This window comes from Photorhabdus sp. CRCIA-P01, from assembly GCF_003545805.1.
GTDB lineage: Bacteria > Pseudomonadota > Gammaproteobacteria > Enterobacterales > Enterobacteriaceae > Photorhabdus > Photorhabdus antumapuensis.
The window spans coordinates 24894-38726 of the sequence record NZ_NMQR01000030.1; the positions used below are offsets into that span (position 1 = coordinate 24894).

At 43.4% G+C, this 13833-nt stretch carries 16 protein-coding genes; 1 reads left to right on the top strand and 15 read right to left on the bottom strand.

Features of this window, described 5'->3' with window-relative positions:
• Positions 1-41 precede the first annotated feature (41 nt).
• A complete protein-coding gene (locus tag D3222_RS16725) occupies positions 42-506 on the top strand; it encodes a phage tail protein (RefSeq protein WP_118987169.1) in 465 nt (154 codons plus the stop codon).
• 135 nt (positions 507-641) lie between these two features.
• Here the strand turns inward: D3222_RS16725 and D3222_RS16730 are convergent, their stop codons facing one another.
• From D3222_RS16730 to atpI, 15 genes are all read right to left on the bottom strand, one after another.
• The gene (locus D3222_RS16730; protein WP_198672840.1) at positions 642-1274 is read right to left on the bottom strand and encodes a tail fiber assembly protein; all 633 of its coding nucleotides are present in this window, start codon (positions 1272-1274) and stop codon (positions 642-644) included.
• Complete coding sequence (locus D3222_RS26120; protein ID WP_232832557.1) at positions 1274-2344, bottom strand: phage tail protein; 1071 nt, start codon at positions 2342-2344, stop codon at positions 1274-1276. The genes D3222_RS16730 and D3222_RS26120 overlap by 1 nt, the downstream gene beginning before the upstream one ends.
• A 396-nt stretch (positions 2345-2740) precedes the next feature.
• Positions 2741-2881, bottom strand: coding sequence for a type B 50S ribosomal protein L36 (gene ykgO, locus D3222_RS16740; protein WP_118987170.1), 141 nt, complete (start codon positions 2879-2881; stop codon positions 2741-2743).
• Between the two features lie 17 nt (positions 2882-2898).
• Positions 2899-3153: a type B 50S ribosomal protein L31 gene (locus tag D3222_RS16745; RefSeq protein ID WP_118987171.1), complete on the bottom strand. Its 255-nt coding sequence runs from the start codon at positions 3151-3153 to the stop codon at positions 2899-2901.
• A 151-nt stretch (positions 3154-3304) separates the two neighbouring features.
• Positions 3305-5134, bottom strand: a complete 1830-nt coding sequence (gene glmS / locus D3222_RS16750; RefSeq protein ID WP_118987172.1) for a glutamine--fructose-6-phosphate transaminase (isomerizing) — start codon at positions 5132-5134, stop codon at positions 3305-3307.
• A 107-nt stretch (positions 5135-5241) separates the two neighbouring features.
• Positions 5242-6612, bottom strand: coding sequence for a bifunctional UDP-N-acetylglucosamine diphosphorylase/glucosamine-1-phosphate N-acetyltransferase GlmU (gene glmU, locus D3222_RS16755; protein WP_118987173.1), 1371 nt, complete (start codon positions 6610-6612; stop codon positions 5242-5244).
• Positions 6613-6740: 128 nt separating this feature from the next.
• Positions 6741-7163, bottom strand: coding sequence for a F0F1 ATP synthase subunit epsilon (locus D3222_RS16760; protein WP_011144452.1), 423 nt, complete (start codon positions 7161-7163; stop codon positions 6741-6743).
• Between the two features lie 21 nt (positions 7164-7184).
• Entirely contained in the window at positions 7185-8567 is a 1383-nt protein-coding gene (gene atpD, locus D3222_RS16765) for a F0F1 ATP synthase subunit beta (protein WP_021325025.1), read from the bottom strand.
• A gap of 34 nt (positions 8568-8601) precedes the next feature.
• Positions 8602-9465, bottom strand: coding sequence for a F0F1 ATP synthase subunit gamma (gene atpG, locus D3222_RS16770; RefSeq protein WP_118987174.1), 864 nt, complete (start codon positions 9463-9465; stop codon positions 8602-8604).
• A 58-nt stretch (positions 9466-9523) separates the two neighbouring features.
• Entirely contained in the window at positions 9524-11065 is a 1542-nt protein-coding gene (gene atpA / locus D3222_RS16775; protein WP_021325026.1) for a F0F1 ATP synthase subunit alpha, read from the bottom strand.
• A 14-nt stretch (positions 11066-11079) separates the two neighbouring features.
• Positions 11080-11613, bottom strand: a complete 534-nt coding sequence (gene atpH / locus D3222_RS16780; protein ID WP_118987175.1) for a F0F1 ATP synthase subunit delta — start codon at positions 11611-11613, stop codon at positions 11080-11082.
• 12 nt (positions 11614-11625) lie between these two features.
• Positions 11626-12096 (bottom strand): F0F1 ATP synthase subunit B, encoded by a 471-nt coding sequence (atpF, locus tag D3222_RS16785; RefSeq protein ID WP_021325028.1) that lies wholly within the window; start codon positions 12094-12096, stop codon positions 11626-11628.
• A gap of 58 nt (positions 12097-12154) precedes the next feature.
• Positions 12155-12394 carry a F0F1 ATP synthase subunit C gene (gene atpE, locus D3222_RS16790; protein WP_000429386.1) on the bottom strand — a complete coding sequence of 80 codons (240 nt, stop codon included), beginning with the start codon at positions 12392-12394 and terminating at the stop codon, positions 12155-12157.
• Positions 12395-12442: 48 nt separating this feature from the next.
• A complete protein-coding gene (gene atpB / locus D3222_RS16795) occupies positions 12443-13267 on the bottom strand; it encodes a F0F1 ATP synthase subunit A (RefSeq protein ID WP_118987176.1) in 825 nt (274 codons plus the stop codon).
• A gap of 30 nt (positions 13268-13297) precedes the next feature.
• Entirely contained in the window at positions 13298-13675 is a 378-nt protein-coding gene (atpI, locus tag D3222_RS16800) for a F0F1 ATP synthase subunit I (RefSeq protein ID WP_118987194.1), read from the bottom strand.
• Between the last annotated feature and the right edge of the window lie 158 nt (positions 13676-13833).

The window sequence follows — 13833 nt, forward strand, 5'->3', positions numbered from 1 at the left end:
AATAAGAGACTATTTTTATRGRARTYATCAYGKATTGASTWATTTTGAAAAACCTTGGTTTATTGGAAAAATTAATTCCGGTAGGTGTACCACTTCCTTGGCCGACGACCACTCCGCCGGAAGGGTGGGTGCAATGTAACGGTGCAGCCTTTGATAAGTCACTATTTCCGGAATTAGCGAAGGTCTATCCTGGCGGTAATTTACCCGATTTACGCGGTGAGTTTATCCGTGGTTGGGATGACGGGCGTGGTGTTGACATTGGACGTCAGATACTAAGCACTCAAATTGATGCAATTAGAAATATCACAGGGAGGTTTACTACAGATAATTTTTCTAAAACTGCTGAAGGAGTATTCCAGTTCGGTGCTCCTGTGTTGGAGCAATCAGTATCAGGGAACCCAGGTGGTGCTACGATTGTTAATTTTGATGTATCCAAGGTAGTGCCAACTGCGAATGAAAATCGCCCTCGTAACATTACATTTAATTACATAGTGAGAGCAGCATAATGACAATATTAATTAATAATCTAAGAAAAATATGTCAATAAATTCAATGCAAAAAATAGTTTCAGAAACGATAAATACCTACAAGTCAGTTTGTAAGTATTAAATCTACGGCCTGAAAAACAGGCCGTTATTATTTTATTCTGGTTTTTCAGGCCAGTTAATATCTGGCGCTGATGAAATGTCAATCCTACTCAGTAATACTAAATACTTTTTCCAATCTAACAACAATAGCTTTTCTTTTTCTGAAGCCAACTCAATATCTACAGCATGTTGTAACAATGTAACTGTTTCATTCGCTTGTCGTAATAGTACTACCCGCTGCTGCTCTGCCTGTTTAATCTGGCTATCCTTTATAGCATATTTGTCAGTTACCCACTGTTTTCCATCCCATTTATCAAAATCAGTGACAGGTTGTTTGAATGTCAGAGATTCTGGTAGTTCACCTAACTCAGTAATCTCATATTGTGCTAGGGTTTGTGTGTTATAAACTATTTTTCCTCGGTAATCAGGTACAATTTGCCAACAACTTTTATCTTTGCTGCGGTAAACAGCCATATCATCAGAATCTGGAAGTTTTGGTGCATCTGGATAAGAATTGGCAGGAAGTCCCACTCCTTCCATTAGATATTCTGGTCTGGCGTCAATAAATTCTCTGGAATAAGGCGCTGCATGGTAGATTGTCAACCAACCAGCCTTGATTGCTAATTCGTTATTTCCCAATATTGCGGTTTCTGGTTCTAGGGAATATTTTTGTTTCTGTGTTGTCATTATGCTGCTCTCACTATGTAGTTAAATGCGATATTACGGGGACGTACTCTAAATGTAGATAATGAAACTGAACCACTAGGATTTAATTGAGTCGAAAAATATTTTCCGCTCCCGAATTCTGTTTCCTCAAAATCACTAGCCATAATTTCTGATGGATAATTACTTGAAAAACGATTAATAGGAGGAGATACCAATACTCCTATATTTGCAGAAGCAGCATGGGTGTAAAGATTAGGTAACTTTGTTGAATTCTGATGGGATAATATCTCCCTTCCTGAATCAATACTTCTCCCATTATCCCAACCTCGGATAAATTCACCACGTAAATCAGGGAGTGTGCCAGAGGGATATGCTTCCCCTAATTTAGGGTACACAAATTTGTCAAACTGCTGACCACTACAGATAAGATAACCTACTGGTGCGGTTGGCTTAGACCACGGTAGCGGAATACCAACAAGAATATCATCCTCTGTTAATATCTTACGTTTCCCCCTGAAGTTACCATTTTCATCGAAAGCGTAAGTAGAAATGCTAAATGCTTCTGAATAACCCCCATACCCGAAAGAAAGCCCGCGAGCGTGCTGCGAACTATCAACGCCAGGATGAGCTATATGAATTGCTAATGCCCCTAGATTATCAATTCCATTAGGCCTTAAAAATCCCGAGCGGCCCAAATGACGTGAATTAGGATCATTATAATAGTTTGCAGCTTTAGCTAATATATAACCTGATGTTTTTGTATCCGTATTTAACTGAATAAATCGACGGTCAGACTCTACTTTAGAATAATGCTCATTAGCTATTGCAGCATAGCCGCTCTTTCGAGGGAGGTGAACAACATTTATATTTGAGGAGTCAGACTCACGATATCCTATTGCACAAAAAGAGCCTTCTTCATGAGAAGTAGTTTCTATGAAAATATATCGGCCATCTCCCTTTGTTAGTGACAAATTGGAATAATTTCCACCTGTTTTAATATTGTGATTGCCTGACGTAAATGGTTCAATTGAGTCCTTAGGAACTGCATCTTTAGCCAAATTCACCGTTTCTATCAAACCAAGGTTTTTCAAAATAACTCAATACATGATGACTCCCATAAAAATAGTCTCTTATTGGTATTAAGCAGGATCACACATGGCAAAGATTGGCTATATCCGGGTGTCAACAAATGACCAGAACTGTGGTTTATGAAAAAATGTGTTGATAAGAGTAAATTATGAACTATTTTGGAGGATAAATTTGTCGCAAAAAACAACCAATTGAAGGCTTAATTTTATACTATATAACAAGCAATTATGAGGTTCCACATAAAATATAAATTTTATTTATCGTAAATTTAATTATGCCAACTCCATTCCCAAACAAAGTTTAGGTCAGTTATTTTCAAAACAATCAGAAGTAAAATTAAATATGGACAGTAAAACTCGCAGTTATAAGCTGCAAGTTCTACCATTAGCAATTGAGCATCAGCGTTTCTTTTTCTTTCCCTGAACTGCCTTAAAACGTGGATTGGATTTACAGATAACATATAGCCGGCCACGACGGCATACGATTTTGCAATCAGGGTGACGGGTTTTCGCCGTTTTAAGTGAACTTAACACCTGCATTTTTACGATCCCTCAATTTATTTATTGCCAATAAAACGCCCAAATTTTTTCTGGAATCGTGCTGTACTACCTTCTTGAGATAAAGTTTTCTGCTTACCTCTATAGAAAGGATGTGATTCCGATGACACATCAACAGTCACATACGGATACTCTTCTCCATTCAAGGTAATTGTCCGCTCAGTACGAATAGTGGAGCCAACTGTAAAATAGGCATTAGCACTAGTATCGTGAAATACAACTACCCGGTAGTTTGGATGGATATCTGGTTTCATAACTTCGCCATAAATGTAATAATATAACATTACAATATCGCGATTTGTTTTTATCATCAAGGAAATAATGAGAAACTCTCTCAATTAAACACAAAAAGCCCCTGTATTTTTAATGTACAGGGGCTTATTTTAACTTCTTATTATAAAGCGATTATTCTACAGTCACTGACTTAGCCAGGTTACGAGGCTGATCAACATCAGTTCCTTTAATCAGAGCAACATGATAGGAGAGCAGTTGAAGTGGCACAGTATAAAATATTGGTGCAATCAGCTCTTCAACATGCGGCAACGAAATAATCTTCATTCCTTCGCTGTCATTAAAACCAGCATCCTGATCAGCAAACACATATAGCAATCCGCCACGAGCACGTACTTCCTCAATATTGGATTTCAATTTTTCCAGCAGTTCATTGTTCGGAGCTACAATGATAACCGGCATATCTGCATCAATCAGTGCCAGTGGGCCATGTTTTAATTCACCGGCAGCATAAGCCTCAGCATGGATATAAGAAATCTCTTTTAATTTTAGAGCGCCTTCAACCGCAATCGGATATTGATCACCACGGCCAAGGAATAAAGCATGGTGTTTGTCAGAAAAATCTTCCGCCAGCGCTTCAATAATTTTATCTTTCGATAACATGCTTTCAATACGGCTTGGCAGTGCATGTAATGCATGAACAATTTCTTGCTCCTGTTCAGTATTAACACCTTTTAAACGCCCAAGATAAGCCACCAGCATTAGCAATACTGTCAGCTGGGTTGTGAACGCTTTAGTTGAAGCAACGCCAATTTCTGCACCAGCCTTGGTCATCAAAACAAAATCAGATTCACGCACCAAGGAAGAGCCTGCTACGTTACAAACCGTCAACGATGTGAGGTATCCAAGCTCTTTGGATAAACGCAGTGCTGCCAGTGTATCTGCGGTTTCACCTGATTGAGACAATGTAATTAATAAGCTTCCCGGACGACGTGCCGATTTGCGGTAACGGAATTCAGAAGCAATTTCCACATCACAAGGAATACCCGCCAATGCTTCAAACCAGTAACGGGAAACCATACCAGCGTTATAGGATGTACCACAGGCAACAATCTGAATATGTTCAACTTCAGATAACAATTCAGCTGCATTAGGACCAAGTTCAGACAAATCTACCTGCCCATGGCTTAAGCGCCCTTCCAGAGTACTTTTGATTGCCATTGGCTGTTCATAGATCTCTTTTTGCATATAGTGACGGTAAACACCTTTGTCACCAGCATCATACTGAATATTGGACTCGATCTGCTCCCGTTCAACCGGTTCGCCCTGAGTATTAAAAATATGCACAGTACGGCGAGTGACTTCCGCAATATCACCTTCTTCAAGAAAGATAAAACGACGGGTAACAGGCAGCAGAGCCAATTGATCAGATGCAAGGAAGTTTTCCCCAACGCCTAAACCAATAACCAGAGGACTACCCGATCTTGCAGCGATTATTGTCCCAGGATCACGGCTATCCATGATAACTGCACCATACGCACCACGAAACTGGGGAATTACACGCTGGACAGCCTCCAGCAAGGTACCACTCTGTTTTTGCTCCCAATGAACAAGGTGGGCAATAACTTCTGTATCAGTATCTGATGTAAACTGATAACCGCGCTCAATTAACTGAGTCCGCAATTCTTCGTAATTTTCAATAATGCCGTTGTGAACAACAGCAATATAATCAGATATATGCGGGTGAGCATTTTTCTCGTTTGGTTCACCGTGTGTAGCCCAACGGGTGTGAGCAATACCTGTTCCACCAAGGACCGGGTGCTTGTCAACCTCATCAGCAAGTATTTGCACCTTACCCACTTCACGCAGGCGAAGCATATTATTTTCGTTATCAACAACCGCCAGCCCAGCGGAGTCGTAACCACGGTATTCCAAACGACGAAGCCCTTCAATCAGGATTTCAGCAATATCTCGTTGTGCTACTGCACCAACAATTCCACACATCAGTTTTATTCCTAAAAACAGGGCCGATGAAAGCCCTTTATATGTCACGAACCTGATTGTTTTCCGGCTTTGCCGGTCCCCGAGCCTGTAGAGTGGGGATTATTATTTTATTTTTTCTTTACTGGGCGTTTCCAACCCTGAATATGGGTTTGCTTAATTCTGCTTACTACCAATTCATTTTCAGCGATATTTTTTGTCACTGTTGTCCCCGCACCAATTGTTGCTCCTTTGGCAACAGTCACTGGCGCAACAAGCTGAGTATCAGAACCAACAAAAACATCATCGCCAATAACGGTTTTGAATTTATTAACACCATCATAGTTACAGGTAATAGTACCTGCACCAATATTTACATTACGTCCAATCTCAGCATCGCCAAGATAAGTCAAATGTCCAGCTTTAGAACCTTTACCCAGATAAGATTTCTTCATCTCAACGAAATTCCCTACATGGGCTTTTTCAGCGAGTTTAGAGCCAGGACGCAAACGGGCAAAAGGTCCAACAGTACAGCCAGTTTCCATTTCAGAACCTTCAACAACGGTATATGGACTAAGAATAGAATCATCGCCGATAATACAATTCTTTAATATGCAACCTGTGCCAATTTGCACGTTATTACCAAGGGTTACATTACCTTCTATAATTACATTGGTATCAATAACCACATCACGCCCATGAGTCAGTGTACCGCGTAAATCAAAACGGGCAGGATCCAACAGCATAACGCCCGCCAGTAATAATTTTGCTGCTTGTTCAGATTGATAAATACGCTCAAGAGCGGAAAGCTGGAGACGATTATTCACACCTTCCATTTCACTCAAGCGGCTTGGATGTACTGCTTCAATTTTCCGGCCTTCTTTATAAGCCAGAGCAATCACATCCGTAAGGTAATATTCACCTTGAGCATTGTTGTTATTTAATTGGGACAACCAACGTTTTAAATCACCACCATTAGCGACCAAAATACCTGTGTTGATTTCATTGATTTTTCGTTGATCTTCAGTCGCGTCTTTTTGCTCAATGATTCCGGTTACTTCTCCGTTCTCACGAACAATGCGACCATAACCCGTTGGATTATCCAGAATTGCTGTCAGTAAACCAATACCACCTTCAGGTTTAACCACCAGCAGACGTTCAAGGGTATCTGCTCCAATCAGAGGCACATCGCCATACAGTATCAGAATATCTTCATCATCAGTAAAATAGGGTGCAGCCTGTTGCATTGCATGTCCAGTCCCTAACTGCTCTGACTGCAATACCCAATTCAACTTTTGATCAGATAAGGCATGCTTCATCAGATCACCACCATGCCCATAAACCAGATGAACATTTTTAGCATCCAACGCTATTGCAGTATCAATAACATACTGAACCATAGGTTTACCGGCCAGCAGGTGCAGTACTTTAGGGAGATCAGAATACATGCGGGTTCCTTTACCCGCGGCAAGGATCACAACACTTTTTGCACTGTTAGACATAAGAAACCTGATAACTCCAATTTAAGAGAAAAAAGTAAACCTGTTTGCGAGATAAATTACTACATATTTCGCAATACAAAAAAGCCAGTTAGCTTTCACCAACTGGCTTTTTCCTTTAACTGCCTGTATTACATCGCCTTTTTTGTCAACTCGATTACACGAAGTTTTGCAATCGCTTTAGACAATTCAGCTGATGCCTGAGCATAGTCAACATCACCGTGAGAATTACGGATGTGTTCTTCAGCTTTACGTTTAGATTCCAACGCCTTAGCTTCATCCAAATCTTTACCACGGATCGCAGTGTCAGCCAGTACGATAACGCCGCTCGGTTGTACCTCAAGGATACCACCAGAAAGGTAAATCACCTCTTCTTCACCGAACTGCTTAACAATACGTACCATGCCAGGTTTTATGGCAGTCAGTAGTGGTGCGTGTCCTGGGTAAATACCCAGCTCACCTTCACTACCTGTCACCTGAATTTTCTGTACCAAACCTTCAAACATCCGGCTCTCAGCACTGACAACATTCAGATGGTAAGTCATTGCAGCCATGTCAACCTCCGGTCAGCCGTATTAAAGTTTCTTCGCTTTTTCCACAGCTTCTTCGATGGTACCAACCATATAGAACGCTTGTTCTGGCAGGTGGTCATAGTCGCCGTCTAAAATACCTTTAAAGCCACGGATAGTATCTTTCAGGGAAACGAACTTACCTGGTGAACCAGTAAAGACTTCTGCAACGAAGAATGGCTGAGACAGGAAGCGCTGGATCTTACGAGCACGCGCAACCACCAGCTTATCGTCTTCTGACAGTTCATCCATACCCAGAATAGCGATAATATCTTTCAGTTCTTGATAACGTTGCAGGATAGACTGAACACCACGGGCAACGTTATAGTGCTCCTGACCAACAACCAATGGATCGAGCTGACGGCTAGTAGAATCCAACGGATCCACCGCAGGGTAAATACCCAGAGAGGCAATCTGACGACTCAGTACTACGGTTGCGTCCAAGTGGGCGAAAGTTGTCGCTGGAGATGGGTCAGTCAAGTCATCCGCAGGTACGTAAACAGCCTGTACAGAAGTGATAGAACCGGTTTTGGTGGAAGTAATACGTTCTTGCAGAACACCCATTTCTTCCGCCAGAGTTGGCTGATAACCTACCGCTGATGGCATACGACCCAGCAATGCAGATACTTCGGTACCTGCCAGGGTATAACGATAAATGTTATCAACGAACAACAGAACGTCACGGCCTTCATCCCGGAACTTCTCAGCCATTGTCAAGCCAGTCAGCGCAACTCGCAGACGGTTTCCTGGTGGCTCATTCATCTGACCATATACCAGAGATACTTTATCCAGTACGTTAGAGTCGGTCATTTCGTGGTAGAAATCGTTACCTTCACGGGTACGTTCACCTACACCGGCAAATACAGAGTAACCTGAGTGCTCAATCGCGATGTTACGGATCAGCTCCATCATGTTTACGGTTTTACCTACACCCGCACCACCGAACAGACCCACTTTACCACCCTTAGCGAATGGGCAAATCAGGTCCATTACTTTGATACCGGTTTCCAGCAGCTCTTGAGAGTTAGATAACTCTTCATAGCTTGGAGCCGAGCGGTGAATTGCCCAACGCTCTTCTTCGCCGATATCACCTTTCATGTCGATTGGTTCACCCAACACGTTCATGATACGGCCAAGTGTCGCTTTACCAACGGGAACTTCGATTGGGTGACCTAAATCAGTAACGCTTAAACCACGGCTTAAGCCATCAGAAGTACCCATTGCAATACAACGAACAACGCCGCCGCCCAACTGCTGCTGTACTTCCAGCACCAATTTAGCTTCGCCGTTTTGAACCTCAAGTGCATCGTATACTTTTGGTACGGTATCTTGAGGGAATTCGACGTCCACCACGGCGCCGATTACCTGGATAATCTTTCCAGTAGCCATCTTGAATCCTCTACGTAATTCGTAAACCTAGCTGTTAAACCGCGGAAGCACCCGAGACAATCTCGGTCAGCTCCTGAGTTATGCTGGCCTGACGAGCTTTGTTATAAACCAACTGCAGCTCTTTGATCAGGCTGCCACCATTATCAGTCGCGGCTTTCATCGCCACCATTCGTGCGGCCTGTTCACTAGCCAGGTTTTCAACGACGCCCTGATAAACCTGCGATTCGACATAACGACGCAGCAGTATATCCAGCAACGCCTTAGGATCAGGTTCGTATAAATAGTCCCAGGATTTCTTCTTCAGTGTCTCATCATCTCCGGCAGGCAGAGGCAACAACTGAGTAATAGTAGGTTCCTGAGACATTGTATTGATGAACTTATTTGTCACCACATACAATTTATCCAGACGTCCTTCATCGTATGCTCGCAACATGATATTAACCGGCCCGATTAATTCGGACAGTGAAGGGTTATCTCCCATGCCTGTTACCTGAGCAACAACATTGCCCCCAACAGAAGCAAAGAAAGAGGTCGCCTTAGAGCCGATAAGTGCCAGATCACACTGGACACCTTTATCAGACCAGTCTTTCATGTCTAACAACAGTTTTTTGAACAGATTAGTGTTCAAACCACCGCACAAGCCACGATCGGTAGAAACAACCAGATACCCGACACGTTTGGTTGCACGTTCTTCAAGGTATGGGTGTTTATATTCCAGATTACCTAACGCAAGGTGACCAATCACGCTGCGTATGGTTTCTGCATAAGGACGGCTGGCCGCCATGCGATCCTGCGTTTTACGCATTTTGGACGCAGCAACCATCTCCATCGCTTTAGTGATTTTTTGCGTGTTTTGCACGCTGGCGATCTTGGTACGTATCTCTTTTGCGCCGGCCATTCCTGATTCTCCTCATTAACCAGACGGCCCATGTTTAATTAAACCGGGCCGAATAGTGTTACCAGGACTGAGTTGCTTTGAAGGAATTAAGCAGAGCGTTTAGCTTTGCTTCGATCTCATCATTGTAACCACCAGACTGGTCAATCTCTTTCAGAAGATCAGCATGTTCACGGCTGGCATACGCAAGCAGCGCAGACTCGAAATCAATAACTTTAGCAATTTCGATATCTTCCAGATAACCACGCTCCGCAGAAAACAGAGACAGTGACTGCTGTGCAACAGACATTGGTGCATACTGTTTCTGTTTCAGCAACTCAGTGACTTTTTGACCATGATCCAACTGCTTACGGGTTGCATCATCAAGGTCAGAAGCAAACTGAGAAAACGCTGCCAGTTCGCGGTACTGAGCTAAAGCAGTACGGATACCACCAGACAATTTCTTCACGATCTTAGTCTGAGCAGCACCACCGACGCGGGATACAGAGATCCCAGGGTTAACTGCCGGACGAATACCCGCGTTGAACAGACTGGATTCCAGGAAGATCTGACCATCAGTAATTGAAATAACGTTCGTTGGTACGAATGCTGATACATCACCTGCCTGAGTTTCAATGATAGGCAGAGCGGTCAGAGAACCCGTTTTACCTTTCACTTCACCATTAGTGAATTTTTCTACATATTCAGCGTTAACACGCGCAGCACGCTCCAGCAAACGGGAATGCAGATAGAAAACGTCACCAGGGAATGCTTCACGCCCTGGCGGACGACGCAACAACAGGGAAATTTGACGATAAGCAACAGCCTGCTTAGACAAATCATCGTAAACAATCAACGCGTCTTCACCGCGATCGCGGAAATATTCGCCCATTGCACAACCAGAATATGGTGCCAGGTATTGTAATGCAGCAGATTCTGAAGCTGTCGCAACAACAACAATAGTATTGGCAAGAGCACCATGCTCTTCTAATTTACGAACAACGTTCGCAATAGTAGAAGCTTTCTGACCAACTGCGACATAAACACATTTAATACCTGAGTCACGCTGGTTAATGATTGCGTCAATAGCCAGTGCTGTTTTACCCGTCTGACGGTCACCGATAATCAGTTCACGTTGACCACGACCGATAGGGATCATGGCGTCAACAGATTTATAACCAGTCTGTACCGGCTGATCAACGGATTGACGGTCGATAACGCCCGGAGCAATCATTTCAACAGCAGAGAAACCATCATGCTCAACAGGACCTTTGCCATCAATTGGCTCACCCAGCGTGTTTACCACACGACCAAGCAGACCACGACCAACAGGAACTTCAAGAATACGGCCAGTACATTTGACCTTCATGCCTTCTGCTAAGTCAGCATACGGGCCCATCACAACCGCACCTACGGAGTCGCGCTCCAGGTTCAATGCGATTGCATAACGATTGCCAGGCAGTGCGATCATCTCACCCTGCATAACTTCGGCTAAACCGTGAATACGAATGATACCGTCATTAACGGATACAATCGTACCTTCATTGTGAGCTTCACTCACTACATTGAACTGAGCAATGCGCTGCTTGATCAGTTCGCTGATTTCGGTGGAATTCAGTTGCATATGCTCCAGTCCCCTTAAGACTGCAAGACGTCTGTTAAGCGATCTAAACGGCCACGAATACTGCCATCGATCACTAAATCACCTGCGCGGACTACCACACCAGCAATAACAGACTTATCAATTTTGCAATTCAGCTTAACTTTGCGTGACAGACGTTTTTCCATCGCCGCAGAAATTTTAACCAGCTGTTGTTCACTCAGTTCGGCAGCAGAAATCACTTCAACATCAACAGTTGATTCAAGTAACGCACGCAATTGAATAAATTGCTGCAAAACTTCAGGTAACGCCAATAAGCGGCCGTTTTCTGCCATAACACGAATAAAGTTCTGAGCATGTTCATCAACCTGTTCACCGCAAATTGCGATAAAGGCATTGGCTAATGTTTCCGATGCCAATGAACCGGAAAGCAGCTCACCAACTTGCTCATTACGAGTCACTTCAGCTGTGAACACCAGCATATTCTGCCATTGTTCTAGCGATTGTTTTTCCACAGCAAAGTCAAAAGCTGCTTTGGCGTAGGGGCGAGCTACAGTAGCAAATTCAGACATGCCCCTCCCTCCTTACAGTTCAGCGACCAGTTTATCAACGATGTCGCTGTTAGCAGCTTCATCCACGGAACGTTCGATGATTTTCTCGGCACCTATGATAGCCAACATAGCGACCTGCTTACGCAACTCTTCCCGAGCACGCTTACGTTCGGCATCAATTTCTGCCTGAGCTTGCGCTACGATTCTGTTACGTTCCTGCTCAGCTTCCGCTTTTGCATCATCAAGGATCTGGGCTTTTTGTTTATTAGCCTGTTCGATGATGACCTGAGCTTCCGCTTTCGCTTTCTTCATTTGGTCGGTCGCATTGGCTTGCGCTAAGTCCAGGTCCTTTTTGGCGCGTTCCGCAGAAGATAAACCGTCAGCAATTTCTTTTTGACGCTTTTCAATGGCCGCCATGATTGGTGGCCATACAAACTTCATACAGAACATAACAAACAGGACAAACGCAATGGCCTGGCCGAGGATTGTTGCATTAAGATTCACAGCACAATACCTCTTTTAAAATTAATGAGTTGACGTAGTTTCAGATTTTTTCTGCAAACTACGCGACAGCAAACATTACGTACAAGCCAAGGCCCACAGCAATCATCGGGATGGCGTCAACCAGACCCATAACGATAAAGAACTGTGTACGCAGCAGAGGGATTAAATCCGGCTGACGAGCAGCGCCTTCCAAAAATTTACCTCCGAGGATGCCGATACCGATCGCAGCACCGATTGCCGCCAGACCCATCATTACAGCGGCAGCCATGTACAGCAGATCCATATTCAGGTTTTCCATGACAATCTCCAGTTTGTTTCAGTTAAAACACAGTTATTGTGGTAAAAATTAATGTTCTTCAGATGCCATCGACAGATAAACAATCGTCAGAACCATGAAAATAAAGGCTTGTAACGTAATAATCAGTATGTGGAAGATAGCCCAAGGCAGGCTGAGCATCCACTGCGACCACCACGGTAACAGACCAGCTATAAGAATAAAGATCAATTCACCTGCATACATGTTACCAAACAGTCGCAGACCGAGTGATACCGGTTTTGAAAGCAGGCTAACCCCTTCCAGAATTAAGTTAACCGGAATAAACAATGGATGATTAAAAGGCTGTAAAGTCAGCTCTTTTGTAAAACCACCAACTCCTTTCATCTTAATGCTGTAGTAGAGGATGAGGACAAAGACACCAATAGCCATCGACAAGGTAATACTGACATCTGCTGTTGGTACAACACGCAGAGCAGGTAAGCCGAAGACATGTTCACCGATATAAGGGAGAAAATCGATTGGCAATAAGTCCATCACGTTCATTAATAACACCCAGACGAACACGGTCAGTGCCAAAGGGGCAATAACTTTGCTCTTGCCGTGATACATATCACGGACACTGTTATCAACAAAACCCATGATTAATTCTATAGCAGTCTGAAGCTTGCCAGGTACGCCACTGGTGGCATTAACCGCAACCTTTCTGAATACACACAGAAATAAAATCCCTAATACGACTGAGAAAAAAAGCGAGTCAATGTTCAACGTCCAGAACGTTGCAGAACCACCAGAGTTGGGATCGACCAACTCAAAGGTACGCAGGTCCAACTGAAGGTTATTCAGGTGGTGGCCTATGTAGTCCCTTGCAGTTGAAACTTCTCCTGATGCAGACATGATGCCTCTTACCCTTTTGTTGTTGAAAACCTAACTGTTTATCACAGCTGGTGCGATGATCTGCACAACCAGCACCGCTAAATAAGTCAAACCCAGTGGTGCAAACGCCGCTTTAAACACGCCTAAAGCAACAACCAGTACAGCTATTGCAATAATAACCTTCAACCCTTCGCCAACAGCGAAAGACCACGCCACACGTACAGGAACACCCTCTTCTTTTACTTTCTGAAAACTGGCAAACAGCATAAAAATGGCATGAGGTAACCAACATGCTAATCCACCAACAAAAGCAGAAGCGCCCCATTCTATACTTTTGGTACAAAAAGCCACACTGAGAACAACAAAAGTCATTAACTGCAAAAAAAGCAGTTTCAGTGCAATTCTACCGCTGTAAAGGGATACAGACATGACTTTTGTTTTCTCCCCTTGCACGCCTTGCATATCAGGTTTTGCTAAATGTTGTATAAAACTGCCTTTGCTTAAGTGTGTCAAGTGACAAAAACGTGCAAATTATACGGGCAGCCAAAATGAATTCAATCCATAAGTAGCGAAAAGGTGAACAATTA

Coding starts and splice junctions, on each gene's coding strand:
- D3222_RS16745 (WP_118987171.1), bottom strand. CDS start 3,153: ATGAAACCAGATATCCATCCAAACTACCGGGTAGTTGTATTTCACGAT.
- atpB (WP_118987176.1), bottom strand. CDS start 13,267: ATGTCTGCATCAGGAGAAGTTTCAACTGCAAGGGACTACATAGGCCAC.
- atpH (WP_118987175.1), bottom strand. CDS start 11,613: ATGTCTGAATTTGCTACTGTAGCTCGCCCCTACGCCAAAGCAGCTTTT.
- D3222_RS16730 (WP_198672840.1), bottom strand. CDS start 1,274: ATGACAACACAGAAACAAAAATATTCCCTAGAACCAGAAACCGCAATA.
- atpA (WP_021325026.1), bottom strand. CDS start 11,065: ATGCAACTGAATTCCACCGAAATCAGCGAACTGATCAAGCAGCGCATT.
- ykgO (WP_118987170.1), bottom strand. CDS start 2,881: ATGCAGGTGTTAAGTTCACTTAAAACGGCGAAAACCCGTCACCCTGAT.
- glmS (WP_118987172.1), bottom strand. CDS start 5,134: ATGTGTGGAATTGTTGGTGCAGTAGCACAACGAGATATTGCTGAAATC.
- glmU (WP_118987173.1), bottom strand. CDS start 6,612: ATGTCTAACAGTGCAAAAAGTGTTGTGATCCTTGCCGCGGGTAAAGGA.
- atpG (WP_118987174.1), bottom strand. CDS start 9,465: ATGGCCGGCGCAAAAGAGATACGTACCAAGATCGCCAGCGTGCAAAAC.
- atpI (WP_118987194.1), bottom strand. CDS start 13,675: ATGTCTGTATCCCTTTACAGCGGTAGAATTGCACTGAAACTGCTTTTT.
- atpE (WP_000429386.1), bottom strand. CDS start 12,394: ATGGAAAACCTGAATATGGATCTGCTGTACATGGCTGCCGCTGTAATG.
- D3222_RS16760 (WP_011144452.1), bottom strand. CDS start 7,163: ATGGCTGCAATGACTTACCATCTGAATGTTGTCAGTGCTGAGAGCCGG.
- atpD (WP_021325025.1), bottom strand. CDS start 8,567: ATGGCTACTGGAAAGATTATCCAGGTAATCGGCGCCGTGGTGGACGTC.